The 25,774-nt window shown below is 41.9% G+C and carries 22 protein-coding genes; 14 read left to right on the forward strand and 8 right to left on the reverse strand.

Annotation, left to right across the window (positions count from 1 at the left end; translation table 11 throughout):
• Positions 1-57 precede the first annotated feature (57 nt).
• Positions 58-501 (reverse strand): tellurite resistance TerB family protein, encoded by a 444-nt coding sequence (locus Vgang_RS05450; protein ID WP_105902805.1) that lies wholly within the window; start codon positions 499-501, stop codon positions 58-60.
• A gap of 183 nt (positions 502-684) precedes the next feature.
• On the opposite strand from Vgang_RS05450, the gene Vgang_RS05455 reads away from it, so the two are divergent.
• The 6 genes from Vgang_RS05455 (at position 685) to Vgang_RS05480 (ending at position 8,395) form a co-directional block, all read left to right on the forward strand.
• On the forward strand, positions 685-1,374 hold the full coding sequence (locus tag Vgang_RS05455) for a sulfite exporter TauE/SafE family protein (protein WP_406708302.1): 690 nt from the start codon (positions 685-687) through the stop codon (positions 1,372-1,374).
• A gap of 143 nt (positions 1,375-1,517) precedes the next feature.
• The gene (hrpA, locus tag Vgang_RS05460; RefSeq protein WP_105902803.1) at positions 1,518-5,453 is read left to right on the forward strand and encodes an ATP-dependent RNA helicase HrpA; all 3,936 of its coding nucleotides are present in this window, start codon (positions 1,518-1,520) and stop codon (positions 5,451-5,453) included.
• A 330-nt stretch (positions 5,454-5,783) separates the two neighbouring features.
• Positions 5,784-6,278 carry an outer membrane beta-barrel protein gene (locus Vgang_RS05465; protein WP_105902684.1) on the forward strand — a complete coding sequence of 165 codons (495 nt, stop codon included), beginning with the start codon at positions 5,784-5,786 and terminating at the stop codon, positions 6,276-6,278.
• 99 nt (positions 6,279-6,377) lie between these two features.
• Positions 6,378-7,154, forward strand: coding sequence for an EcsC family protein (locus Vgang_RS05470; RefSeq protein WP_105902683.1), 777 nt, complete (start codon positions 6,378-6,380; stop codon positions 7,152-7,154).
• An 83-nt stretch (positions 7,155-7,237) separates the two neighbouring features.
• Entirely contained in the window at positions 7,238-7,774 is a 537-nt protein-coding gene (locus tag Vgang_RS05475) for a DUF924 family protein (RefSeq protein ID WP_105902802.1), read from the forward strand.
• A gap of 81 nt (positions 7,775-7,855) precedes the next feature.
• Positions 7,856-8,395: a GNAT family N-acetyltransferase gene (locus tag Vgang_RS05480; RefSeq protein WP_105902682.1), complete on the forward strand. Its 540-nt coding sequence runs from the start codon at positions 7,856-7,858 to the stop codon at positions 8,393-8,395.
• 31 nt (positions 8,396-8,426) lie between these two features.
• Here Vgang_RS05480 and Vgang_RS05485 read toward each other — a convergent pair whose 3' ends face one another.
• Complete coding sequence (locus Vgang_RS05485) at positions 8,427-9,911, reverse strand: carboxypeptidase M32 (protein ID WP_105902681.1); 1,485 nt, start codon at positions 9,909-9,911, stop codon at positions 8,427-8,429.
• Between the two features lie 145 nt (positions 9,912-10,056).
• On the opposite strand from Vgang_RS05485, the gene Vgang_RS05490 reads away from it, so the two are divergent.
• The 3 genes from Vgang_RS05490 (at position 10,057) to Vgang_RS05500 (ending at position 11,979) form a co-directional block, all read left to right on the forward strand.
• Positions 10,057-10,698, forward strand: a complete 642-nt coding sequence (locus tag Vgang_RS05490) for a LysE family translocator (protein ID WP_105902680.1) — start codon at positions 10,057-10,059, stop codon at positions 10,696-10,698.
• A gap of 405 nt (positions 10,699-11,103) precedes the next feature.
• A complete protein-coding gene (locus Vgang_RS05495; RefSeq protein ID WP_170066867.1) occupies positions 11,104-11,262 on the forward strand; it encodes a hypothetical protein in 159 nt (52 codons plus the stop codon).
• A 57-nt stretch (positions 11,263-11,319) separates the two neighbouring features.
• Entirely contained in the window at positions 11,320-11,979 is a 660-nt protein-coding gene (locus Vgang_RS05500; RefSeq protein ID WP_105903763.1) for a hypothetical protein, read from the forward strand.
• 104 nt (positions 11,980-12,083) lie between these two features.
• Here Vgang_RS05500 and Vgang_RS05505 read toward each other — a convergent pair whose 3' ends face one another.
• Complete coding sequence (locus Vgang_RS05505; RefSeq protein ID WP_105903762.1) at positions 12,084-12,566, reverse strand: YajQ family cyclic di-GMP-binding protein; 483 nt, start codon at positions 12,564-12,566, stop codon at positions 12,084-12,086.
• Between the two features lie 2 nt (positions 12,567-12,568).
• A complete protein-coding gene (locus tag Vgang_RS05510; protein ID WP_105903761.1) occupies positions 12,569-13,633 on the reverse strand; it encodes a 3-deoxy-7-phosphoheptulonate synthase in 1,065 nt (354 codons plus the stop codon).
• A gap of 202 nt (positions 13,634-13,835) precedes the next feature.
• Between Vgang_RS05510 and Vgang_RS05515 the strand changes: the two genes are divergently transcribed.
• The 5 genes from Vgang_RS05515 to Vgang_RS05535 all read left to right on the forward strand — a co-directional run bounded on the left by Vgang_RS05515 (position 13,836) and on the right by Vgang_RS05535 (position 18,194).
• On the forward strand, positions 13,836-14,768 hold the full coding sequence (locus Vgang_RS05515) for a putative PEP-binding protein (protein WP_105903760.1): 933 nt from the start codon (positions 13,836-13,838) through the stop codon (positions 14,766-14,768).
• 161 nt (positions 14,769-14,929) lie between these two features.
• Positions 14,930-15,403 carry a PaaI family thioesterase gene (locus tag Vgang_RS05520; RefSeq protein ID WP_105903759.1) on the forward strand — a complete coding sequence of 158 codons (474 nt, stop codon included), beginning with the start codon at positions 14,930-14,932 and terminating at the stop codon, positions 15,401-15,403.
• A 188-nt stretch (positions 15,404-15,591) separates the two neighbouring features.
• Positions 15,592-16,425: a CvfB family protein gene (locus Vgang_RS05525; RefSeq protein WP_105903758.1), complete on the forward strand. Its 834-nt coding sequence runs from the start codon at positions 15,592-15,594 to the stop codon at positions 16,423-16,425.
• A gap of 493 nt (positions 16,426-16,918) precedes the next feature.
• A complete protein-coding gene (locus Vgang_RS05530) occupies positions 16,919-17,167 on the forward strand; it encodes a hypothetical protein (RefSeq protein WP_105902125.1) in 249 nt (82 codons plus the stop codon).
• A gap of 238 nt (positions 17,168-17,405) precedes the next feature.
• Positions 17,406-18,194 (forward strand): transporter substrate-binding domain-containing protein, encoded by a 789-nt coding sequence (locus Vgang_RS05535; RefSeq protein WP_245879909.1) that lies wholly within the window; start codon positions 17,406-17,408, stop codon positions 18,192-18,194.
• 176 nt (positions 18,195-18,370) lie between these two features.
• Here the strand turns inward: Vgang_RS05535 and rsmF are convergent, their stop codons facing one another.
• The 4 genes from rsmF to Vgang_RS05555 form a co-directional block, all read right to left on the reverse strand.
• Positions 18,371-19,813 carry a 16S rRNA (cytosine(1407)-C(5))-methyltransferase RsmF gene (rsmF, locus tag Vgang_RS05540; protein ID WP_105902139.1) on the reverse strand — a complete coding sequence of 481 codons (1,443 nt, stop codon included), beginning with the start codon at positions 19,811-19,813 and terminating at the stop codon, positions 18,371-18,373.
• Between the two features lie 124 nt (positions 19,814-19,937).
• Positions 19,938-22,574 carry an MlaD family protein gene (locus Vgang_RS05545; RefSeq protein WP_105902124.1) on the reverse strand — a complete coding sequence of 879 codons (2,637 nt, stop codon included), beginning with the start codon at positions 22,572-22,574 and terminating at the stop codon, positions 19,938-19,940.
• The gene (locus Vgang_RS05550; protein WP_105902123.1) at positions 22,564-23,889 is read right to left on the reverse strand and encodes a paraquat-inducible protein A; all 1,326 of its coding nucleotides are present in this window, start codon (positions 23,887-23,889) and stop codon (positions 22,564-22,566) included. The genes Vgang_RS05545 and Vgang_RS05550 overlap by 11 nt, the downstream gene beginning before the upstream one ends.
• Positions 23,890-23,908: 19 nt before the next feature.
• Positions 23,909-25,738: an ABC transporter ATP-binding protein gene (locus Vgang_RS05555; protein WP_105902122.1), complete on the reverse strand. Its 1,830-nt coding sequence runs from the start codon at positions 25,736-25,738 to the stop codon at positions 23,909-23,911.
• Positions 25,739-25,774: the final 36 nt, after the last annotated feature.

The raw sequence follows: 25,774 nt of genomic DNA on the forward strand, positions 1-25,774 counted from the left end.
ACGCTTGAGAACAGTTTAGCCATAATGAGGCTTGTATCGTATAAAAACGGTACTTTATTACTCTGGAGCGACCGATAATTTAGCACGAATAAAATCGCTATGGTTGACATACAGTAGCTCAGCCACTTTACGAATAATTGCTTCTTCAACCGGATCGAGCTGATTGTCTGCATAAGCCACTTGCCATAAAGACTGAATTAAATCAAAGCGTTGTTGATGCTCTAAATCACGTAAATGATCGGTAAACTCATACAATGAAGCGGAGTTTTTAGATAGCTGAGCAGCTTGATTCAGTAGATTGACCGCTTCATTTTCCGTGATAGACAAGAGTTTGACTAACATTTGGGTTTTGGTGACTTGTTCTTGCTCATCCACAGAGTGATCCGCTTGCGAAACTTGGCAAAGTAAAGAGGCGATGGCTAAGTGAGAGTCAATGCCAGATTTATCTTGTTGCTGCTCTTGTATCAATTGATTAAAAAATGTCTTCAACGATTTGATCATAAATACCTCTGCATAGTTTCCTAATACACTACCTTTTTGACCATGAATTTCAACAAAAGTCCCGTGAGATGAGCGGTTTGCCATTTCAAACTATACCTTTCTGATTTCTCAATGGTGTACAATAAGCGTTTTTTTAAAGGTGCTGAAGCGATGTTAGGGTTAGATCATACTGTTTTACTGGCCATGGCAATTGTGTTTTTAGGGTCATTTGTTCAAAGTGCCATTGGTTTTGGCTTGGCCGTTGTTGCCGCACCTTTGTTGTTCCTTGTATCACCCGATTATGTACCTGCGCCTATCGTTATGGTGGCTCTGTTCAATTCATTGTTTAATGCTTATAAGTATAGAAATAATATTGCATTAGGCGGCTTGAAAATGGCCATTTATGGACGAGTACCCGGCTCCATCTTTGGTGGGGTATTGCTGCTGTATGTTTCCAGCTCGGCCTTATCTTTGTGGCTAGGGGTGATGGTACTGCTCGCGGTGTTAATCAGTTTACTGCCTATACGTTTTGAGCCGACACCGAATCGCATGGCAGTGGCCGGGTTTTTCTCCGGTTTTATGGGCACAAGTTCGAGTATCGGTGGACCTCCAATGGCGTTAATTTTGCAACATCAAGATGCTGCATCGTTACGCGGTAACTTGGCGGCATTCTTTGTGTTTAGCTCCATGATTTCTTTGATTGTGCAATACTTTATCGGCTACTTGCACTGGGATTTGTTGCTGAAAACCTTACCGTTATTACCAATGGGCTGGCTGGGTTATGTTGCCGCACAAGTGATTGTGAAATATGTCTCCAAAGAATGGATTCGTATTCTGACCCTCATTATTTGCTTAATCAGCGCAGCCACTGCAATTGTACGTGGTTTACAATAATGGGCGATATATACCATATTCAGCCTTAAACGGGCTGTGTTACAATTATTGCTGTTTATAGATTCGGGTGCGAAATTCTCAACCGCGCCACAGCTTGCTTTCAAATAGGAATTGTTTTGACCAAATCTCATCATCGCGATCAACTGGACTCTCAATCTTCAACTTCTCATGACTCTAAAGCCCCAAAAGCTCAAGCCAATACGGCTCAGAGCCTACGTGCCGCTTTAAAAGACTGCATGATTCGTGATCGTTTTCGTCTCAGTAAGCGTATTCACGGTGCAAGCAAGATTAAAAAGCCAGAATCACAAGCGGCGGTGTTTGATGAAATCGCCATGGATATTGCTAAATCCATGATGATGGTACAAAACCGTAGTTTGCATAAGCCACATATTGAATATCCTGAAAATTTACCGGTGAGTCAAAAGCGTGATGATATTGCCGAGGCAATTGCCAATCACCAAGTGGTGATCATTGCAGGTGAAACGGGCTCCGGTAAAACCACGCAAATCCCGAAAATTTGTAGCGAACTAGGCCGAGGTCGTGCTGGGTTGATTGGTCATACGCAGCCACGTCGATTGGCTGCACGTTCGGTTGCCAGTCGTATTGCTGAAGAAATGCAAACCCCAATGGGTGAGTTTGTTGGTTATAAAGTTCGCTTTAACGATCAAATTTCTGATAACACTCAAATCAAATTGATGACCGACGGTATTTTACTGGCGGAGATTCAACACGACCGATTTTTGAATCAATACGACACCATTATTATCGATGAAGCACACGAACGTAGCTTAAACATTGATTTCATCATGGGCTATCTCAAAGAGTTATTGCCAAAACGCCCTGATTTAAAAGTGATTATTACTTCAGCGACTATCGATCCTGAACGCTTCTCTAATCACTTTGATAACGCACCAATTATTGAAGTCTCTGGCAGAACCTATCCAGTGGAAGTGCGTTATCGTCCTCTTAATCCTGATGATGCTGATCAAGATCTCGATCAGCTTGAAGGGATTTTCCAAGCCGTTGATGAGCTGTGTGATGAGCCAGGACTTGGCGATATTTTGATTTTCATGAATGGTGAGCGCGAGATCCGTGATACCGCCGATGCGCTGATGAAACGAAAGTTGCGCGATACGGAAGTGGTGCCTTTGTATGCACGTTTATCCTCGGCAGAGCAAAATCGTATTTTCCAACCGCATGCGGGGCGTCGAATTGTCCTTGCAACCAACGTAGCGGAAACCTCGCTGACGGTTCCTGGTATCAAATACGTGATCGATCCAGGTACAGCGCGTATTAGTCGTTACAGTTATCGAACCAAAGTTCAACGCTTGCCAATTGAGCCGGTTTCACAAGCCAGTGCCAATCAGCGTAAAGGTCGTTGTGGTCGTGTAAGCGAAGGTATTTGTATTCGTTTATATTCAGAAGAAGATTTTAATTCTCGCCCTGAATTTACCGATCCTGAGATTCTTCGTACTAACTTAGCGTCAGTTATTTTGCAGATGACATCACTGGGTTTAGGCGATATTGAAGCCTTCCCATTTGTTGAAGCGCCGGATAAACGCAATATTCAAGATGGTGTGCGTCTACTGGAAGAGCTCGGCGCGATTAATGCGAATGCCAAAGATCCGAAAAAACGCTTAACGCAAATTGGTCGCAATTTAGCGCGTTTACCTATTGATCCTCGTTTAGCGCGCATGGTGTTGGAATCGGTGAAATACAACTGTTTGCAAGAAGTGATGATTATTACCTCTGCGTTGTCAATTCAAGATCCGCGTGAACGTCCAAGTGATAAACAACAAAGTTCAGATGATAAGCACAAACGCTTCTTCCATGAGGAATCAGATTTCCTAACATTTGTGAACTTGTGGCAATACATCAAAGAGCAGCAAAAAGCGTTAACAGGCAATCAATTCCGTAAGCAATGTAAACAGGATTATTTAAACTATTTGCGTGTGCGTGAGTGGCAAGATGTGTATTTCCAATTGCATCAAGCGATGCGTGAAATGGGTGCAAAACTGAATACGGAAGCGGCGGGCTATCAGTCCGTTCATACCGCATTGCTGGTGGGTTTGCTTTCTCATATTGGTATGAAAGACGCAGAGAAGAACGAATACCAAGGTGCGCGCAATGCTCGTTTTCATATATTCCCTGCATCGGGCTTATTTAAGAAGCAACCTAAGTGGGTGATGTCTGCGGAATTGGTGGAAACATCGAAATTATGGGGTCGTATTATTGCGAAAATTCAACCTGAATGGGTTGAGCCGCTTGCACCACATTTAATTAAGCGTAGTTACAGCGAGCCTCATTGGTCTAAAAAACAAGCTGCCGTCATGGCGTACGAAAAAGTCATGCTGTACGGCATTCCAATTGTGCCGAAACGTACCGTGAACTACGGCAACATTGATGCCGTGGTGAGCCGTGAGATCTTCATACGCAGTGCTTTAGTTGAAGGGGATTGGGAAACCAAACACAAATTCTTCCACCAAAACCGTAAGCTATTGCGTGAAGTGGAAGAGTTGGAGCATAAATCTCGTCGTCGCGATATTTTGGTCGATGATGATGAGTTGTTTAACTTCTACGATCAACGTGTTAGCACCGATGTGGTTTCTGGCCGTCATTTTGATTCTTGGTGGAAAAAAGCCAGTAAAGAGAACCCTGAACTACTCGATTTTGAAAAAGAAATGCTGCTACAGGGCGATGCGAGCCATGTCACTGATTTGGATTACCCAAACTTTTGGCATCAAAACGGCTTAAAACTCAAACTCAGCTACCAGTTTGAACCGGGGCAAGATAACGACGGTGTGACGGTGCATATTCCATTGCCGATTTTAATCCAAGTCAGCCCTGATGGATTCGACTGGCAAATTCCAGGTTTGCGCCATGAACTGGTGGTGAGTTTGATTAAATCGCTGCCAAAAGGGTTACGACGTAACTTTGTGCCAGCGCCAAACTACGCGGATGCGTTCTTATCTCGTGTGACACCGATGGAAATGCCATTGCTGGATGCGTTAGAAAAAGAGTTGCGCCGCATGACGGGCGTAGAAATCAAACGTGAAGATTGGCAGTTAGAGCAAATACCTGAACATTTAAAAGTCACATTCCGAGCGGTAGATCATCGTAAACGTAAACTCAAAGAACATTATGATTTATATGAGTTAAAAGAAAGCCTAAAAGATAAAGTGCAAGAAACGTTATCGAAAGTGGCCGATGACGATATCGAACAACAAGGTCTACATACGTGGAGCTTTGGTGAATTGCCTACGGTGTATCAGCAAAAACGTGGTGGGTTTGAGGTAAAAGCCTTCCCGGCGTTAGTCGATGCTAAAGACAGCGTTGAAATCAAACTGTTTGAAACCGAGCAGGAACAACACCAAGCAATGCGATCTGGTCAGCGTCGTCTGATCTTGTTAAACGTACCGTCACCGATTAAATATTTGCACAGTAATCTGCCGAATAAATCTAAGTTAGGCCTGTATTTTAATCCATACGGTAAAGTGATGGATCTCATCGATGATTGTATCGCCTGTGGGGTGGATAAATTAATCGAAGAAAAGGGCGGCTTAGTTTGGCAACCAGAACAATTTGAAGCGCTTAAAGAGCATGTACGTGCGGAGCTTGGTGATACGGTTGTCGACATTGCTCAGCAAGTAGAAACCATTTTGACGACGGCGTTTAACATCAATAAGAAGTTAAAAGGTAAAGTGGATTTCTCTATGGCGTTTGCGTTGTCAGACATTAAAGCGCAAATCGAAGGGCTCATTTTTAAAGGCTTTGCGACTGAATGTGGCTGGAAGCGATTACCGGATATTCTGCGTTATATGAAAGCCATTGAGCGCCGTATGGAGAAATTGCCCATCGATCCGAATAAAGACCGCTTGCATATGCTTAAGGTGGAATCGGCGGTCAAAGATTATAAAGAACTGCTGAATAAAATTCCGAAAGGGGTTGAAGTGCCAGACAATGTGAAAGAAATTCGTTGGATGATCGAAGAATTACGCGTGAGTTACTTTGCACAGCAATTAGGTACACCATACCCAGTTTCTGATAAGCGAATTAAGAACGCGATTGATGCTTGTTAAGCGGTTTGCACTGATAATTTGTTATCAATATGTGATTAATAATTCAACGATAAGTACGATTTTTCACATGGGTTTTGTAAGGAATTGTCATATTTAGCAAGGTTTACAGAATTACTTCTTGATTTTGCAGGGCATCTCACTAATGATGCGTATAATTATTTAATATAAAGCTAGCTAATGGTTAGTTTCGGTGAATCGGTTTAGTTACTTTGTTATCAATCAGCTGTTAGTTATCAGCAATGGATGCATAGCGTAGTATGAGAAACGATGAAACGGTTTCTGGTTAATTGGCTTTGATATTTGAAACTCGATATGTTCGAAGGGAATAGAATGAAAAAGACGCTTTTAGCGCTTGCTTTAATGGGAGCAGCGACACCTGCATTGGCAGATTCTTGGCTTTACGCTGGTGTAAACTACGGTAGTGCCGATTACAACAAATCAGATACCAGCAGTGATGGTACCTATGGTGTAAACATTGGTACAGGTATTCTTCCTTTTATTGGTGTTGAAGCGGGTTATTGGGATCTTGGTAAAGCGGCAGGTTCAGATTTAACAACAGTTTACGCTGCTATCAAACCAAGCATCAATGTTGGTCCGTTTGAGTTTTATGGTAAGTTAGGTACCAACAAATATGACGTAGGTGCGGGTGAGAAGTTTAAAGACGACGATGGCTACGACTTCATGTACGGTGCCGGTATTGAATACACCGTATTAGATGGTATTCCTCTTGGATCTTTGTCTGTTGGTTTAGCTTATAACCACTTTGGTTTCGACCAACTGGATGCAAATACTTATACATTAAGTGCAACCTTCCACTTCTTATAAGTTCTACTGAATCGGTTTAATACCGAATCCAGTTGAAATATGGTAACCGCTATCTAATCTTCGTTAGGTAGCGGTTTTTTATTAGAAGGCTTAATACTAATGGAATTATCCTCTCACGATAGACAATGTCTCGCTCAAGCAAAACAACTGCTCGAAAACCCTGGTTTAGCGGCGAAGATGTCGAATGCGATAGGCTCACCGATAGAACAAGGATTGAAACTGTTACCGAAAAATTGGAATAGCAGCATTAATGACCTGACTCAAAAAGCACTCATTAAAGCTTCAGACGCGGCTATTTTTACATTAAAAGATAGCGGTAGTGCATCATCTAATCGTCTGCATAAACTCGGAGTTGCGGTAACGGGCGGTGTGGGCGGATTTTTTGGCGTAGCCGGTATTGCCGTTGAGTTGCCTATATCAACCACGATTATGTTGCGCTCGATTGCTGATATTGCTCGCGCTGAAGGGGAATGCATCCGAGATTTAAACACTAAACTGGCGTGTATTGAAGTCTTCGCGCTTGGTGGCAAAAGTACAGACGATGATGGCAGTGAAAGCGGCTATTATGCTGTGCGTACCGCCTTGGCTAAATCGGTGTTAGATGCCTCCGAGTTTGTCGCGAAAAAAGCCATTACTGATAAAGGTTCACCGCTGCTTGTTAAGATCACGGCGGAAGTTGCCAAACGTTTTGGCATTCAAGTTACCGAAAAGGCCGCTGCACAGGCCATTCCTGCTATTGGTGCGGCGGGTGGTGCTATCATCAATACCATTTTTATTGGGCACTATCAAGATATGGCAACTGGGCATTTCATCGTCCGTCGATTAGAACGTCAATATGGTAAAGAACGCATTCAGGGGGAATATCAGCGCTTGTAATCCAGTTTGTTCGACTTAAGGCTTAGATAACATCCGCATTTTCTTTCCTATACTGAATGGATATCAAAATGGAGGCGCTATTTATGCAAGATCAAGTATTAGAGTTTTGGTTTCATGAACTAGAGCAGGAGCAATGGTGGCAAAAAGATCCTGAACTTGACGCTCTGATTGAATACAAGTTTGCTAATTTGCATCTACAAGCTGAACAAGGTGAACTCTATACTTGGCGCGCTGAACCGCATGGTGCACTTGCTGAAATCATCATTCTTGATCAGTTCTCTCGAAATATATATCGAGATACACCAAAAGCGTATGCCAGTGATGCACAAGCGCTCGCTTTGGCTCAAGTTGCAGTAAGCCAAGGCTTTGATCAACACCTTACCCCTGATGAACGTTTATTTTTATACCTACCTTATATGCACAGCGAGTCAGCGGTTATCCATGAGATTGCTATGGGGCTGTTCACCTCACTCGGTAAGCCTGCCAATTTAGATTTTGAGTACCGACATAAAGCCATTATTGATAGATTTGGCCGTTACCCACATCGTAATGACGTATTAGGTAGAGCTTCAACCGATGCTGAAATTGAGTTTTTAAAGCAGCCGGGATCGGGTTTTTGATGGCTTCTTCTAGACAAGGTGTTCGTGTTTCTTTTAACGTGTTACAAAAGCATATAAGCACGCGTTTAGAAAGGAAAAACCATGTTCACATTGGATGTCGATGATGAAATACAATTGGCTTTAGTCGAAGCCAAATTTGCCGCCGATTATTTTGAGATTGTGGCGCAACAGCGTGATTATTTAAGTCAGTGGCTAGCATGGCCACCCCACGCAAAAGACGCGGCTTTCTTTGCAAGTTTCATCACACAATCTCTGCATGATTATGCTGATGGGAAGTCACTTGTCTGTACGGTTTTCTACCAGCAAAACTTGGTTGGCAATATCAGTTTTAACTCGATTAATCATCAATTAAAGAAGGTCGAAATCGGTTATTGGTTGAGTCAGGACTATCAAGGCTTAGGCATTATCACAAAATCTGTTTCAAAGCTGATTAATGTGGCATTTTCTGAATTGGACATGCTCAAAGTGCAAATCTCGGTTGCTGTTGAAAACATACCTAGTAGAAAAGTATGCGAGCGATTAGGCTTTGAGTTAGAAGGGGTTATTACTCAAGCGGAAAACCTCAATGGTCGTATTGTTGATCATGCCGTTTATGGTTTGCAGCGAGAAAATTGGGGCTAAGTTAGTCTAGCCCCAGAAAATTATTGGATCATTAGCCCAAGTATCTTGTTTCTAAATGCGCTTTAAAGTGCTTGGTATTCAAGGTCTCACCCGTTGCTTGTTTGACCAAGTCATCTGTATTGAGTGTGCTGCCTTTGCTCCAGATATTTGCTGATAGCCAGTTAAAGATGGGTGATAAATCGCCTGAACGTATTGCACTTTCTACATCCACGGTTTTCTTCATTGAGGCCATAAATTGGGCGGCGTACATGGCACCTAATGTATAACTTGGGAAATAGCCAAATGTGCCATCGGTCCAGTGAATATCTTGCATACAGCCATTCTTAAAATTGCCTTGAGTGGTTAAGCCCAAGTATTGCTGCATTTTCTGATCCCACAGTTCAGGTACATCATTAAATGAGATGTTGCCATTCATCAGATCGCGCTCAATCTCGTAACGTAAAATCACATGGGCAGGATAGGTGAGTTCATCGGCATCGACACGAATAAAACCTTTCTCAACACGCGTGTAGAGTTTTTGGAAATTCTCCGCACTAAAGGCTGGGTTGCTGTTGGCTTGAAACTCTTGCTGTGCCATGGAGGACAAATGACTAATAAATTCAGGGCTACGGCCTAATTGCATTTCAAAGAACAACGATTGTGATTCATGAATTCCCATTGAGCGAGCTTCACCCACGGGTAAGCCAGCCAGATCTGTTGGTAGGCCTTGTTCATAACGAGCATGACCAGTTTCGTGAATGGTGCCCATTAAGGATTGGACTAAGTCATTCTCATCATAACGAGTCGTTAAGCGCACGTCGGTAGGAACCCCCCCACAAAAAGGGTGCACGCTTTCGTCTAAGCGTCCATGGTTGAAGTCAAATTGTAGAAACTCCATGACTTTTAACCCAAGTGCTTTTTGTTGCGAGGTAGCAAAGGGACCTTGTGGTTGAATAAAAGATTCCTGGCGTTGTTTCTCTATCACTTGATCAACCAAGCTTGGTAACCAAGTTTTGACATCGTTGAAAACATTATCTAAAGAATCTGTTGTCGTTCCTGGCTCATAGAGTGACAGCATGGCATCGTAAGGGGTCGTTCCTAAGTTTTCCGCTCGGATTTGTGCCTCTTCTTGTGACAATGTCACTACTTGTTGCCAGTTTTTAGCAAACCCTTGCCAGTCGTTTTCTTTCCTTTGAGTGCGCCAAGCGTGTTCGCACTTCATACCCGCTAACGATTTAGCTTGCACCAATTTCTCCGGTAAAACGGTCGCTTGTTGCCAGCGCTGCTTCATTTCCCTTAGGCTCGCTTGTTGTTGCGATGTAAGTGTTTCTTGCTCGGCACCGGCAAACCAGTCTGCCAGTTGTGGCTCGGTGCTGAGCTGATGAATTAATACTGATAATTCCGCCATGGCGTTGGAGCGAGCTTCATTACCACCTGCAGGCATAACTGCTGCCTGATCCCAACCTGAGATTGCGGCTAAGTGGTTAAAGTTAGCTAATTTTTTTGAATGCTGAACTAGCTTTTGATAGTCGCTCATAATCTTCCTTTATCAGTTTTTAAGGGCATAGGTTTCCATTGTTTATAGCATCTTGAACAGAAGGCTGCAAAACACTTTCTTTCGGCTGATTTCACTGATATAACGAAAGCTCATCTAACGTTTATGGCTTTTGAGCAAGGACATCATGGACTTTTATATTGTTAATACCGGCGCATTCTTAATCGCCATTACCATTCTAACGCTGACGCCGGGGCTAGATACGGCATTAGTGATTCGTAATACCTCTCGTAGCGGTAGTATTGATGGCTGTATCACCAGTTTGGGCATTTGTTGTGGTTTGTTTGTTCATGCGACATTATCGGCGATTGGTATTTCGGCTATTTTGTTGCAATCGGCTGAGTTGTTCCATGCCATGAAATTGGTAGGTGCTGCCTACCTGGTTTATCTCGGTGTCACTGGTTTAATCGCTGTTTGGAAAGGGCAAGGACAATTGGATGTCACCAGTGGCAGTGTCGGTAAGGCCTTATCGGTAAAGCGTTCTTTCCGTGAAGGTTTGCTTTCTAATGTTCTGAATCCTAAAACCGCTGTATTTTACTTAGCATTCTTACCTCAGTTTATTAACCCAGAGCATTCTGCGTTATTGCAGTCTTTATTTATGGCCTCGATTCATTTTGTGATTGCGATGGTGTGGCAGTGCGGTATTGCGACTATGGTACATTCAGCTAAAAGTTGGATTCAAAACTCGTCCATGATGAAATGGATGGAAGGGGTAACAGGTGTCGTGCTTGTGACACTTGGTCTAAAATTAGCGTTAGATAATGATTAATAGGCTCTAGGGTCTGTTGACGTTTCGTGGTTGAATTTTGTTCGAGATAAAAGCATTTTAGGCGAGGCAAGTCGATTGTAGCCTAGTTATTCTAAGTAAATGAGACTTAACGAAGTATAAAATGCTTTTAGCCGAACCCTTCGGGCAGCGTTTGTTGGTCATTTGTACTGCGTTATCGGCTCCTCGTGTAGGCTAGCTACACCATGGAGCCTCTGCCTTGTTCAAATACCCAACAATTCGCTGCAAAAACAATCACGAAATATCAACAGACCCTAGGATTACCGTCGCATAATGTGAACAATGTGACCTGATATGACATTAGCGAGACAAATCTTGTTCTAGGCTAAGGTAATTTTAAAATTAACCGTTATAAATCGATTACTTGAGGGAAAACGAAGGGACAGTATGACTAGACTGATCGCGATTGCTCTTTTTGCAGTGTTGGCATATTTGCTATTGAGATATCGTACTAATGCTCAATTTCAAAAATGGGTGGCGATAGTGTTATCCGGTGCATTGCTGGCTTATATTGCCGTTGTGATGGTCAGCGAGTTGATTCGCTGAGACGAGTTGTGACATTAGTCCCTTTGTTTATATTTTAATTATTGGAACCACATATTCATGAATAATAAAATCTTGCTAGTTGTTGCCGTTGTTGTTGGAAGTGCTTTGGGTTCTGTGATCACTTATTACCAAGTGACGCCAACGTCTGAAAAGTTAGCGTCACAACAAGCGGAATTTACGTCTAAGCATCAAGATTTATTGGCGAAATACGAAGCGCTGCAAACTGCTCTGAATGAAAAGAGCGAAGGGTTTGAGCAAAAATCTCAGCAACAACAAGAAAAAATTGACAAGCTCACGGCTCAGCTTGAGAAGCTGCAACAGCAGAAAAAGAAAGTAGAACAGACGTTAGTGGTTCAGAAAAAAGAAGCTGTTACGCTTAAAACTGAGAATAAGCAGCTTGAAGAAACCAAAGAACTACAGAGCGATTTATATGAACAATCTCACCAGTTATTTGATAAAGAAGGTGAGTTAGAAACTCAAATTGCAAAATTATCAACTACCCGAGAAAAACTGGCTGCCCAAACCAAAAAGTTACAAGAAGAATGTAAGTTGTTTAAAGATGGTACAAGTTGGGACCCAAAATCAGATTCTTGTGAAAAAGAAAAACTGGCTACAGAACAAATTGGTAAAATTGATGCATCACTCGCTAAGAAGAAACAAGAGTTAGCCGACGTGAAATCTACTATTTCTAAGCTCGGAATCAAACCACAAGCTTAGGGACAAAATGGATTGAAATAGAAGAATAAAAGAAAGGCGATATTCATAACTGAAATCGCCTTTTTGATTTTGCTTGTGGTTGATTTTATTAACAGGATCGTCGATTAATCTTTAAAGTTATTGAACTGGAATGGTTGTTCAAGTTCAGAAGAACGCACTAGGCTCATTACTTGTTGTAAATCATCACGCTTTTTACCTGTAACACGAACCTTGTCACCTTGAATTGAGGCCTGAACTTTTAGCTTTGAGTCTTTAATCAACTTAACCAGTTTTTTTGCTACCGCCACATCAATACCTTGTTTGAACCAGGCTTCTTGTGAGTAAGTTTTACCGGTTTGATCGGCTTTTTGCAGATCAAGAGAGTTGGCATCAACACCACGCTTAGCCAATTGACCGCGAAGAATCGTCATCATTTGACCAATTTGGTATTCGTTTTCAGCGCTCAATTTAACAATGTCGTTCTTAAACTCAAAACTCGCGTTAACGTTACGAAAATCGAAACGGGTATCAAGTTCACGGCTGGCGTTTTCAGCGGCGTTTCTTACTTCAACACTGTCTACTTCAGAAATAATATCGAATGAAGGCATGATCAGTTTTTCTCCGATTGATTTTTAATAGTTTGGGCAAGCATAGCGAGCATATCCGCGGTATCTTGCCAGCTTAAACATGGATCGGTAATCGATTTTCCGTATGTGAGATTGGTAATGTCATCCATGGGTTGATTACCTTCCTCAATAAAGCTTTCAGCCATGATGCCGGCGATATAAGTCGAACCATTTTCGATTTGTTGGCAAATATCTTTCGCCACATCGAGTTGTTTACGATGTTCTTTCTGGCAGTTAGCATGGCTGAAGTCAACCACTAGGCGAGGGGTTAAACCAACCTCACTTAATTGCTCGCAAGCCGCTTGAATTGATTGTGCATCATAGTTTGGCCCAGAATCACCGCCACGTAAAATGGTATGGCCGAATGGGTTGCCGGATGTACGGTACACTGTCATGCGACCATTTTTATCTGGAGAGCAGAAGTAGTGAGAAGCCTGAGCAGCACGAATCGCATCGGTTGATATTTTCACATTACCATTGGTGCCATTCTTGAAACCCACAGGGCATGAAAGTGCAGAGGCCATCTCGCGGTGAATTTGAGATTCTGTTGTGCGTGCCCCAATTGCGCCCCAAGAGATCAAATCAGCAATATATTGGCCAGTGATCATATCTAGGAACTCAGTTGCCGTAGCCATTCCAAGCTTATTGATATCGAGCAGTAATTTACGCGCTTTATTTAAGCCCGCTTCTAAGGCGTAACTACCGTCTAAATTCGGATCCGTGATCAAACCTTTCCAGCCTATGATAGTGCGTGGTTTTTCGAAATAAGTACGCATCACAATAAAGAGCTGATCTTTATACTGGGCTTGTAATTGGTTTAAACGCTGGGCGTAGTCCATTGCGGCTTCGGTATCGTGTACCGAGCATGGGCCGACAATAACAAGCAGGCGAGAATCTTGTCCTGACAGAATCTGTTCAATTTGGCGACGAGAATGTTCAATGTGTTCTGCCACTTCATCTGGCAGAGGGTGAGCTTGCATTAATTCCATTGGCGTTGGCATAGGACCAAGCGCTTGGGTGCGTAGCTCATCAGTTTTTACAAATGGCATTTGTTTGTCTTCATTTAAAAGTACACCGGGTAAAGATAACGGAATTATGTGACGGAATAAACGTTATGGGCAGCATTCTTATTGATTTTTACTTATTTTCTTAAGATTGCTGTTTAATTGAGCATGAAAGTGGTTTTTTACTTGTTTTGTGTCGGTTTACTCAGTATTTTCAAGCTAAAGTGACTTATTTAATGGAGTAATTATGTCCCAGACTTCACAAGGAAGCCTTTCTTCTCAAGAGCTTTCTGCTAACACACTTCCTTCTAATACATTAATTGGTGATGTACTGCCGTCACAACAGACGTCACAAGTTGATAATGCCACGCATCTTTTTGTTTCTCTGAGTGAATTAGTCCAAGAAAATATTTTTTATCATCCTGAAGTTGGTCAACATTTAGATAAGTTGGATGAATCTGATCGTGTTCATCTGCAAGCATTAGTGGGCAGTACTGAACTGACACAAGACGCTATTGATGAACACTTTGTCACAACCTTAGTAGCGTTAATTGAAGCGGCGATTTTACCTCAGCATCAACATGTGCGTGTGTGTTTGTCTGATGCGGATAGCTACGCCTATTCGGCTTTGATCGGTGGTGGTATCGAAAAAGAAGAAGTGAACCCGGCAATAGGTCTTCGTGGCGTTTCTCGATTTGCATCAGCAGAGCACACTCATTCTTTCGGACTCGAGTGTCTTGTGATTAAGCAACTACGTGAAAAGGGCATTGATATTGAAATTGTCGTGCCTTTTGTACGTGCTTTGAGTGATGCGGCGATGGTCATCGACCGTTTGGCGATTCAAGGCTTGCCAAGAGGGCTGGCGGGTTTAAAAGTCTTATACTGCTGTGACGCGCCATCTTCTGTACTTCTTGCGGATAAATTGCTGCAATATTTTGATGGCCTAGTGGTTAACACAGGGAACCTGACTCAGCTTACTTTGGGCGTTGATATTCATAATGAAGACTTGAATAGCTTGTTTAACCCAGAGCATGACGCGGTACTGATGTTGTTGTCGCAGGCTGTTAAAGTGGCAAATAATGCTAAAAAACCCTGTATTGTTTATTGCCAAGATTTAGCCAATTACCCAAAAATGCAAGATGCGTTGGCGGAACTTGATCAAGTGCAGGTATTGGCTTAAAGATAATGACTTGTAATTTGTAATTGGCTTCATAAATCACAAAAAAACCGATCTCAGCATCGGTTTTTTTTAGCTCGTCAGCAAGTTGATTGTTTATTTATTGACTAGAATGTTAATAATGCGTTAACTGGTCAGACGTGAAACCTAACTAGGAAAAGAACATGAGCGATTTATCTCGTGCCAATGAGCATTTAAAGTATTTTGGTGAACAACTTGTTCCAATGATTGGTTATTGTCAGCCTGAAATTTTAAAACTGACCCAGGAATCGGTAGAAATTAAGATCCCACTACAAAAAGCAACGAAAAATCACCTGAATAGCATGTATTTTGGCGCGTTAGCGGTCGGGGCCGATGCGGCTGGTGGCTTTCTAGCAATCAGCAAATCAGAGCAAATGGGCAAGAAGATTTCTTTAGCCTTTAAAGCGGTGAAAGCGGAGTTCTTAGCTCGTCCAGAAGACGATGTGGTGTTTGTTTGTAACGATGGAAAGCTGATTGATAGAATGCTAGCTGAAACCATTGAAACGGGAGAACGCGTTAATCAACCGGTTAAGATCACTGCCTTATGTCCGAGTTTAAATGGAGATAAGCCGATGGCTGAGTTTGAATTAACATTGTCGGTTAAAGCAGTAGGCTGATTTAAGTTCTCAATTCATGAAGTTTTTATTTTTATGCGCTATTTTGTGTGAATAATAGAAGCAGGGGCGTATAATGTCTCGTGTCTCGTGTCTCGTGTCTCGTGTCTCGTGTCTCGTGTCTCGTGTCTCGTGTCTCGTGTCCTGCATCTACTATTTTCAACATTCCTGTATAACAAATAAGAGTTTTCATGATTAAAATCGGTCAAATCAATACATTAACTGCCACTAAACAAGCTGACTTCGGCTTATTCCTCGATGCTGACGATTACGGCTCGGTGTTATTGCCAAGTAAATTTGTACCAGAAGGAACAAAAGTCGGTGATGATGTTGATGTCATGCTGTATTTTGATTCTGATAATCAATTGTCTGCTACAACGGAAAAACCATTAGCACAGGTTGGTGAATGGGCAATGATGCATGTCGTTGGTGTGAATAGCGTTGGCGCATTCGTTGATTGGGGGATTGATAAAAAGGATCTTCTCGTACCGTTTGGTAATCAACGCGTTCCTTTACGTGAAGGCCAAAATGTTCTGGTTTATGTGTATTCAGATAAAGCCTCTGGCCGTATTGTGGGTACAACGAAATTCAATAAGTTGTTGGACAAAACCCCAGCAAATTATGAAGTTAATCAGCAAGTTGAATTATTGATTGCTGAGCGTACTGATTTGGGCTTTAAGGCAATTATTAATGAGTCTCACTGGGGCGTCATCTTTAAATCTGACGTATTTGGTAAGTTGTTTGTCGGTAAGCGTCTAAAGGGCTATATCAAAGGGATTCGTGAGGATGGGCGCATTAATTTATCGCTACAAAAAATTGGTGTTGCAAAAATGGATGACCTTAGTGAGAAGGTGATGCATGTTCTTGAGTCTAAAGGTGGTTTCTTACCGCTCAGTGATAAGTCTACACCAGAAGCGATTTTTACCGTGTTCCGAACAAGCAAAGGCACCTTTAAGAAAACCATTGGTGGTTTGTACAAGCAAGGGAAGATTCGAATCGAGCAAGATGGGATCTATAAAGCCTAAAGCCAAGTGATGGAATAAAAATCGGCTAATTAAAAATAGGCTGTTTGAAAACGAATTACCTAAAAACGCATGACTGAAAAGTGATGCGTTTTTTCATTTTTGGGTTGTTAAATATTTAAAATGAGACTGAATGGCTAACATTTAGTTGAGTTAAGTCAAAGAATTGATGGTTTTGAGCCAGTTTAAAATAACCTGAACTTAAACCTCATTACCAATTGGCATTAAATAGAGCCCCACTGAAAAGCGAACAGCTGACTGTAGAAAGTAACTGGGTTTTATACCCAAGTAGCTTCAAGATGCGAGTTTTAGCTTGCCCTTCGGGAGCTTCATCCAAGCCTTTACACAGCGTCAGATTCGCTTGAAAGGTGATTACATTCCTGTACGAATCTTTCTTGTTTAAAGACTTGGATGACAGCTCTGAATTCTGCATCTTGAAGTCACTTGGGTATATTATGTATCTTTTATGTAGAAATAAAATCATGGACTATCAGGTATGGGTGATTACTTTAACGTAAACCCCATTTCCTATGAAGAAGCAGGGTTAATGCTTAAAAGCCTGTGGCATGAGGCATCGTCGTCAAAAACTGAAGTGAATGTATTTTGTATGTTCAAGGTATTTGACCAAAAGAAAGCGAAAAAATTTCTCGATGCACCAGAATTATGGCAGCAACGTGAGAAAGCAGGCGTGATCGAAAAAGAAGATCATTTCATTGATGAACTACCCAACTTTATTCGTCATTAAAGGTTAATTACAATGCTATGTTGTGCGACTTGGAATGCGAGTATAAGTCAGAATATTTTTTATATAACTTCTCTTTAAATCTTAAATCGGACCCACGGAATGAGTTTGTTTAAAGATTTCCTCTCAAAATACTCTTTTTGTCTTCCAAATATTATAAAATGAATGGCTTTTTAAACCCCGTTCTGATTTGATAGATGTTGGTTTATGGACAAATCAATCATTTAAAATGGAAGTACTAATGATGAGCAAACTCCTTACACGTCACCATGCGGTGGGCGGCCTTTTACTTGCAACAGCACTTTTTACTTCTCATTCCGCTTTAGCCAGAAGTTGGGATGAAATTCAGCAAAGTGGTGAACTTCGTATTGGTCTGACAGCCGATTATTCCCCTTTATCTTTCAAAAATAAACTCGGTCAACTCGTGGGGTTTGATGTCGATATGACTAAGCATTTAGCCAAATCACTTGGTTTGAAAGTGACCTATGTCGCAACAACTTGGCCATCGTTAAGTTCTGATCTCGCTGAAGATAAATTTGATATAGCGGCTGGTGGAGTGACAAAAACCGCTCAACGTGAAAAGCAGTTCGCTTTATCCAATTCGGTTGCCAAAAACGGCAAGATAGCATTAACTCAATGCAGCAAAGAGCTTGAATTTGAAACGTTAGAAGATATTGATCAACCGCATGTTAAGGTCGTGGTTAACCCTGGTGGCACTAATGAGAGTTATGTTAATGCTCATATAAAACATGCTCAAATCATCCGTAAAAAAGATAATTTAGAAACCTTAATGGCTATTAGGCATAATCATGCTGATGTGATGTTCACAGACTTAATTGAAGGGCGTTATTATCAGAACTATGAAAAAGGTGTGTTCTGTATTGCGTCGAATGAAGTCTTAGAGGGGACAAAAAGCTATAAAGTTTACATGATGAAAAAAGAGAACACTGAGTTACTCAATAAAGTGAATCAATGGCTTGCAGGGCATGATAAAGACCGCTTAGCCAAACAATGGGAAATTGTTCAGTAAGACCAACATAAAAAAGGGCTCGTAATCAAATTTATTACGAGCCTAGGGGAATTGCTCTATGCGAGCGTTGCGTTAATCGTAGAACTTAAGTTGAACCTTGTTAAGCCTAGCGCAAACTGCTCAATTTTCCAGCTTACAAACACATGTCCAGTTGGCTTATTGCCATACATTGAACATCAAAATAAATTTTTATCTCGGACCAATTCTCGAGGTAAACCGTTTTTAATGCGGTTGCCAACCCATTTACCTAACCCGATTACGCTGCCAGAATAGGTGACCATAACTTCACCTTTACCTGGCGTGACATCTGGTCTCACATCACGTCCCATAAACCATTCGCGCGCATCATCAATCGTTAACTCGACACTTTGTTCATGATTCGTTGTACCCAGTGCCATTACCGCTTCATGCTGCCATCGATAAAGGGGCGCATTCTTTTTATTTGATGGTTTCAATGTTTCAGCTAGCTTCAATCCAATACGACTAAAGCGCAGCTCACCAATTAAATGAACCATTGCGGTAGGGAAAAGCCAGACTTCTTTGTCACGTAGCCAAATTTGGCTTGAAGACGGTATGGATAATCCGAGTGTTGAATTTAACTCTTGAACGATTTGTTGGCAGGTTTTGCTATTAGCCGGCTCGAAAGGGAATTTACCCAAACGCTTATTGACATCAGGTGGTGGAACGGATGCGTGCTTTTTTATCTTAGCAACAAAGAAGCCTTCACTATCAAAAATTTGTGGGTAGATGTGTAAAAAGCCTTCAGGAGTAAGTGCCTTTTCAGCATGCTCAAATAAATCACCTAATGGTAAAAACTCAACCGCATCACCAAAGGTCTTTTTCAAGTGCAAACATACATGTTGGTTTTCTTGGTGGTTGAGTGTACAGGTTGAATACACCATGGTGCCACCGGGTTTGAGCGCATGAAAAGCACTTTCGATTAAGTCTTGTTGGGTATTAGCAATATCGCCGATAGAAGTAAGATCCCAGTTATTCATTGCATCCGGGTCTTTACGTACCGTGCCTTCACCTGAGCAGGGAGCATCTAATAAAATAGTATCAAATTGCTCAGGTAACCAACTGCCAAACACACGAGCATCAAAATTAGTGAGTGCAGTGTTCGACACACCGCAGCGCTGTACATTGGCACTCAATACTTTAACACGACTTGCAGAGTATTCATTGGCGACTAAGGCACCATGATTTTGCATGGCTGCTGCTATTTGAGTCGTTTTAGAACCGGGTGCGGCTGCCATATCTAACACTAAATCTAGATTGTCGTTATCTTTTAATAACGCAGTAACCGGTAACATCGAGCTTGCTTCTTGAATATAAAAAAGGCCAGCTAAGTGTTCAGCCGTGTTACCTAACGGAACGGTTTTATCTTCGCGATCAATCCAGAATCCTTCCTCACACCAAGGGATAGGAGATAATGTCCATCCTTTTTCGCCAGCAATCACCAACATCTCTTGCACACTGACTTTCAATGTATTGACACGAATGCTACGACGCAGCGGTCTTTGGCATGCCGCGATAAAATCCGCCATAGAAAGGTGGCTTGGCATGGTCGATTCAACAAGCTGAAGAAATTCAGTAGGTAGGTTAACGTTAGTGTGCAAAGAAGTGGCCTCACGGGATAAAAATATAAGCGTGAATTTTAGCGTAAATGAAAAAAAATGCAGCTGATTTGACCGCTGCACTTTTTCTTTACTTAGTATTGAATTTACTTAACTTCAGCTAAGGTTACTTAGGAATCGCTAATTGCCAAGTTAACCACTCAGGCTCAGGCTCTTTATTGAGCAAGAACGTCGATTTTTCCCCGGCTTTAGGCTGTAAAGACTCATCATCTGGTGTAGCAAAGGCGATACCACCACGTAAAACATCGTCAACAGTGCCTGCTTTTATGTTGGCACCTGACAAACCAATGCTGACATTCACGCCAGACACATTCCAGAATACTGAATTTTTTCGAATCAAATAAGCATATTCAGGTTCAATCTCTATTGTCGTGATCACTCGGTCTGCTAACTCGCCAAGTTCGACATCGGTGACGTGGCCAATCTCAAAATCACGATAAAGCACAGGTGCACCTGCTTTCACTGATGAGCGGGTAAGGCTTTGTAGATAATAAATCCGACCTGTATCAGATTGAGCTTGTTTTTCTAAGTTAAAGACATTGCTAACTTGAGTTGAATTAGATGGTTCAACCTCAATATAGGGGCTGAGAATCGTATCAATATGTTTTGCGCCCGTGATGCCTATTTCTGGTGAAACCACCCAGAAGTGGCTGTCTTTCTTGGCAATATCATCAACAAACTCAGGGAAGATACGAGCTGATATTTCCACACTTTTCTTCACAAAGTTAGGGTGAACGAGTGTCACTTCACCTACTTGAACGCCTTGATATTTAATCGGCATACCAACCGCAACATTTTGATTTTCTGAGGTTAGTAGGGTGATTTCTTTACCAAATTGGCGTGCTGATTTGTAATCAGGGTAAAGAATCCAATTATCTTTGAGCTTGTTTTCAACTCCCGGTAGGCTATCAAATGAAATCCCACCTTTAATTAAACTTGCAATTGGTGACGCGGTCACTTTTAACCCGCTAAGATTAGCGTCAACTTGAATACCGGAATGGTTCCAAAATACCGTTTGTTTGGTGACGAGGTACTTATAGCGGTTCTCAATTCGGACTTGTATTTTCACGCCGCCATCCACTAAGGCGAAGTGCGAGACTTTACCTACCTCTAAGTTACGATAAAGGATAGGGCTACCTATGGAAACGGGAGGTAAAGTATTCGCAAATAAAGTGAGGCTAGTGGATCCTGCGGTTTCATACTTGGCTAAATCGGCGAGTGGTTTACTCGCATACAAGTGGTACTCTGAATTTATTTTATCTTCACCTAAGCTATCAAAAGTTACGGAGCCGGCGAGAAGTTGTTTAATTGGCGGCATTGACACATTAATACCAGTCCCGGTAAAGCTCGCATTAACACTTGAAGTGATGTAGAAGCGTGTTTTGGATTTGATCAGATGTGCGTATTGAGTATCAATTTGTGCATCAAATCGAACTCGTTCTCCATCCAATGAGACTTTGTTAATACTACCGACAGGAATACCACGGTAGAGAATTTGCGTACCATCCTCAATTCCATAGGTATTTTCCGCTGATAGGTTAATCGGAGTCGTTTGATTCGCCGCTCGCAGGAGTTCATTTTTTTTCACGACAGCAAAATGTCTGGCTCGTTGCCCATTGCCAGGGATTAAACTCAAAAAATTGCCACGAATGAAGTTGCTCACGTTTTTCATTTCGGTGAGTGAGAGCTTTGCTTCTTCTAATACAAAGTGAGAGCCAGAGTTTAAGTCATCAGAAAAAGTGGGGTCGATGGCTGCCGAAGCGACTACTTTGGTTTTATCGTCAGATAGGTTTACATCCGTGATTCGACCGACTTCAATCCCTTTATACATAATCGGTGAATTAGCAGAAAGGTTACTGTCATCAGGAGTATCTAGGGTTATACGAATGCCACGGCCAGCCGTTTTAATATCGGGGTAGAGCTTAAAGGTTTTGCCTGCCTCTATGCGCTGTCCATCTTCTGGAGAATCGACAGCAATCGCACCGACAAGAAGAGCATTTAAACTTTCAAGTTGTACATCCACACCGTTGAAGCCGACATTGGCATTGATACCGCTGACATTCCAAAAACGGCTATCTGAATTTACGATGTGCGCATATTGCTGCTTAATTGAGACCTGAATTTTTACTGAGCTGGAATCTTGAGCTAAGTTGAAGTTGGTCACTTCGCCAATCGGGATTTTACGGAACATGATTTTCGAACCGACAGAAATAGAACCGAGATCTTTTGAAGTGAGCGTAAAGTTCACACCGTTTTGAGCACGGATATCCATTGGCTCTTCTTTGAGGGCGGTATATTCCGTTTTGGTGGAATGCTTCTTACCTTCCATGGTGTCGTTATCTGGCTGAATCGCGATGTAATTCCCTGAAACTAAAGCATCGAGCCCAGTGATACCACTTAAACTAGCTTGCGGTTTGACTAGCCAAAACCGGGTATTTTCAGACAATAACTTGGTTGCTTTTGGGTAAATGTCCGCGTCGACATAAATATCTTTTAGGTTATCGGCGAGGCTAATTTTTCGCACAATACCGACTTCAAGACCTTGGTAGCGAATAGTCGTGCGACCCTCTATCAAACCTTGTGCATTGGTGAAATGAATTTGAATGCGTTGACCCATTTCACTGTAGCTTTTGTATCCTAACCAGGCCGCAAGACATAATGCAATAATAGGTAAGATCCACAACGGCGAAATCTTTCTATCTTTTTTCAAAGTAACCTGATTTTCTGATGACTCATACTTCATAGGATTCGTTCTTATTGTCCGTTTTAGTAGGTGTATCCCAAATTAGACGAGGGTCTAAACTTTCTGCCGCAAACATAGTGAGTACCACGACAGCAGCAAAAGCGATGGCAGCGGGGCCGGGTGAAAAATCGAGAATTTGGTCTCGGTCGACAAGCGCAATCGTAGTTGCAATCACAAAGAGGTCCAAAATAGACCACTTACCAATCCACTTTACGAATAGATAAAGTTTCATTCTATGGTATTGATCAGCCGATGATTTTAACTGTATACAAATCAAAATATAAGCTAATCCCATAATTTTCGCTACAGGCACTAAAATACTTGCTACAAAGATAATGATTGCAATGGGGATGTGACCATTCATGAGCGTCACTACACCGGAAAAAATGGTATCTTCGTAGCGGATGCCATTACTAAAAATAATGGAAATGCTGAGTACATTTGCAGGAATAAGAAATACCGCAGCTGCAAGCAAAAATGCCCATGTAGTTTGAATAGAACGGCGATAATGTTGCGTAATAGGGCTTTGGCAGCGTTGGCAATGTTGTGTGTAAGGTTGGGATAGATGGCAATGCTGACAATGCACTGCGGTGGATTGCTTGGAGAAGTCTGGGGCTGTTTCCCAAGTTTCCCAATAGAGTCTAACGCTCATTCGCAAGATTAACGTGATAGCGATAACTTGAGCTAACACGATACAGATTAAACCCACTTCAGGAGTAACGGTGGAATATTCGCGTAATTTAAAAGCTGAAACGGCGATGCTTAATAGAAATACATCCAACATCCACCAATGCTTAACATGTTGATAGGTGACAAGCGAATATTTGAATACTTTGAAGTGGCGTTGCTTTAGCCCCCAATGCGCACCTATGACAGAAATAAAAAGTAATGCGGGAAAAACAGCACTACAGAGAAAGATCAAAAGTCCAAGTAACGCAAAGCCCTCATTAAACAGTGCGAAGGCTCCAGAAATCACGGTCGATGCAAAATTTACATTGATCAGTCGAATGGTAATAAAGGGTAGAAAAAGGGTCGGAATAAAGAAAAGTAGCCCGCTGAGTGCTAGCATCAGATTGGTATTGAGTAGAAACTGTTTCCCTCTATACAATTGAGTGTCACATTGAGGGCAGTGGGCATTAATACGGTGTTGTACTGCCTGAGTAGTCAATTTCAGGTTGCAACAAGGACAAATCACGACACTTTGCACATGGTGATTATTCGTATCGTGGTCCTTATCCGATAGTTGAGTCGCAGGCTCAATGACGGCAGCACGACTGGCATTATATGAAGTTTGCTCAGAACCCTTGGTATCCATAGAACTCGCTTTATAGTTATTATTTATACACACTATCTGGATAGGAAGTAGATATGGCGCTTGAAACGTTACCGTATAACGTTTGATACAATCCCTTCCGAGCTACTAACTCGCGATGTGTGCCTGCCTGAGTGACTTGCCCATCTTCTAATACATAAATGAAGTCAGCTTGTTGAACCGCAGATAAACGATGCGCGACAATCAATGTGGTTCGGCCGTTTAAAAATGTATTCATGGCTTGATGAAGACGTGACTCGGTTGCGGTATCAAGTGCCGAAGTTGCTTCATCTAAAATGACAAGTTGGGGCTCCGCAAGCAACATTCGAGCAATAGAAAGCCGTTGCCTTTGACCGCCCGACAAACGTACGCCTTGGCGTCCAATTTGTGTATCTAACCCATCTGATAATTGTGAAATTACATCATCAAGTTGCGCCACTTCCAAGACATGCCACAGTTTTTCATCAGGGTAGTCACTACCCAATGTAAGGTTTTGTCTTAGGCTGTCATTAAATAGGATAGGTTGTTGTAATACAACTGCTATTTGTTCACGAATTTGTTCAAAACCAATTTTTGTGGCATCCACGTCATTAAAAAGTATTTGCCCTTGCTGAGGTTGATAAACGCCAATTAATAACTGAATTAATGTTGATTTACCGCTTCCACTTGCACCAACGAGAGCCACTTTTTTTCCAGCAGGAATAGTAAGGTTCAGTTGGTTGAGTACCTGTGCTTCCTTATTATAGGCAAAGCAAACCTCTTTGATTTTAATATCCATCGCTTTGCCGGCTTGAAATGGGTTTGTGGTGGAGGCTGGGCGCTGCTCTTCTTCCATTTGCAATAACAAATTAATTCTCTGCAATGCAGCTTTTGCGCTGTACCAAGAAAACTGCACGCTGAGCAACTCTTGTACTGGGCCAAGCATAAACCAGAGATAGCCAAATACGGCAAAAATCTGACCGATAGTGAGATCACTAAACACCACCATCAGCATGGCAACGGCTCGAAATAGTTCAAACCCTAATAAAAATAGAAGAAATGATAATCGCCCGGCGGCCTCTGATTGCCAAGCGAATTTATCCGCATCTTGTCGAATATCGTTCGCTTGACGTTTTAGTTGTTCTAGATAGAGCTTTTCTTTGTTTGAGGCTCGTAATTGATAAATGCCATCCAGTACTTCAATCAATCGGTTCTGAAAGCGCTCGAAGGACTGATTTTCTTTTTGTTTTAAATGTTTGACCTTACTGCCAAGTTTGCGTGAAAAATAGATAACGATTGGATTAACAAGCAAAATGAATAAACCTAGCCGCCAATCGAGCCATAACAGAATGATCGCCGTTCCAAACACCGTGAGGAAACTGACAACAAATTTACTTAATGTGGTGCCTATAAAGGAATCAATGGTTTCCACATCCGTAATAAGATGAGAATTGATGCCGCCACTACCTCGGGTTTCATACTGTTTAATACTGATAAGCCCAAGTTTATCAATCATTTTGGAACGTATTTGATAAGTGATGGTTTTCGATACCAGGGTGAATTGTCGGCTTTGTAAAATGTTCAGCAATTGACTGGCGGTACGCATCAGCACAATCATCAAGAAAATAAATGAAATATACCCTGTAGCGTTTTGTAAAGACGTTGGTAATAGAGTGTTCATGACTTCAATACCGGAAGCAGGTTTGTCTAACAACACCTCATCAACCATGAGTGGCATGAGTAGAGGAATGGGCACACTGATCACGGTTGCGAAAATTGCTACCACATTGGCAAAGATTAATTTACCCTTGTGATTCTTGATCTGAGTCAATAACCACTGTTTATTGATCACGTGCCGATTGTCATAATGCATACTTGATAATGATTCCTTTTTAGGTTTAAGGCATTG

The organism is Vibrio gangliei (assembly GCF_026001925.1).
GTDB classification, from domain to species: Bacteria; Pseudomonadota; Gammaproteobacteria; order Enterobacterales; family Vibrionaceae; genus Vibrio; species Vibrio gangliei.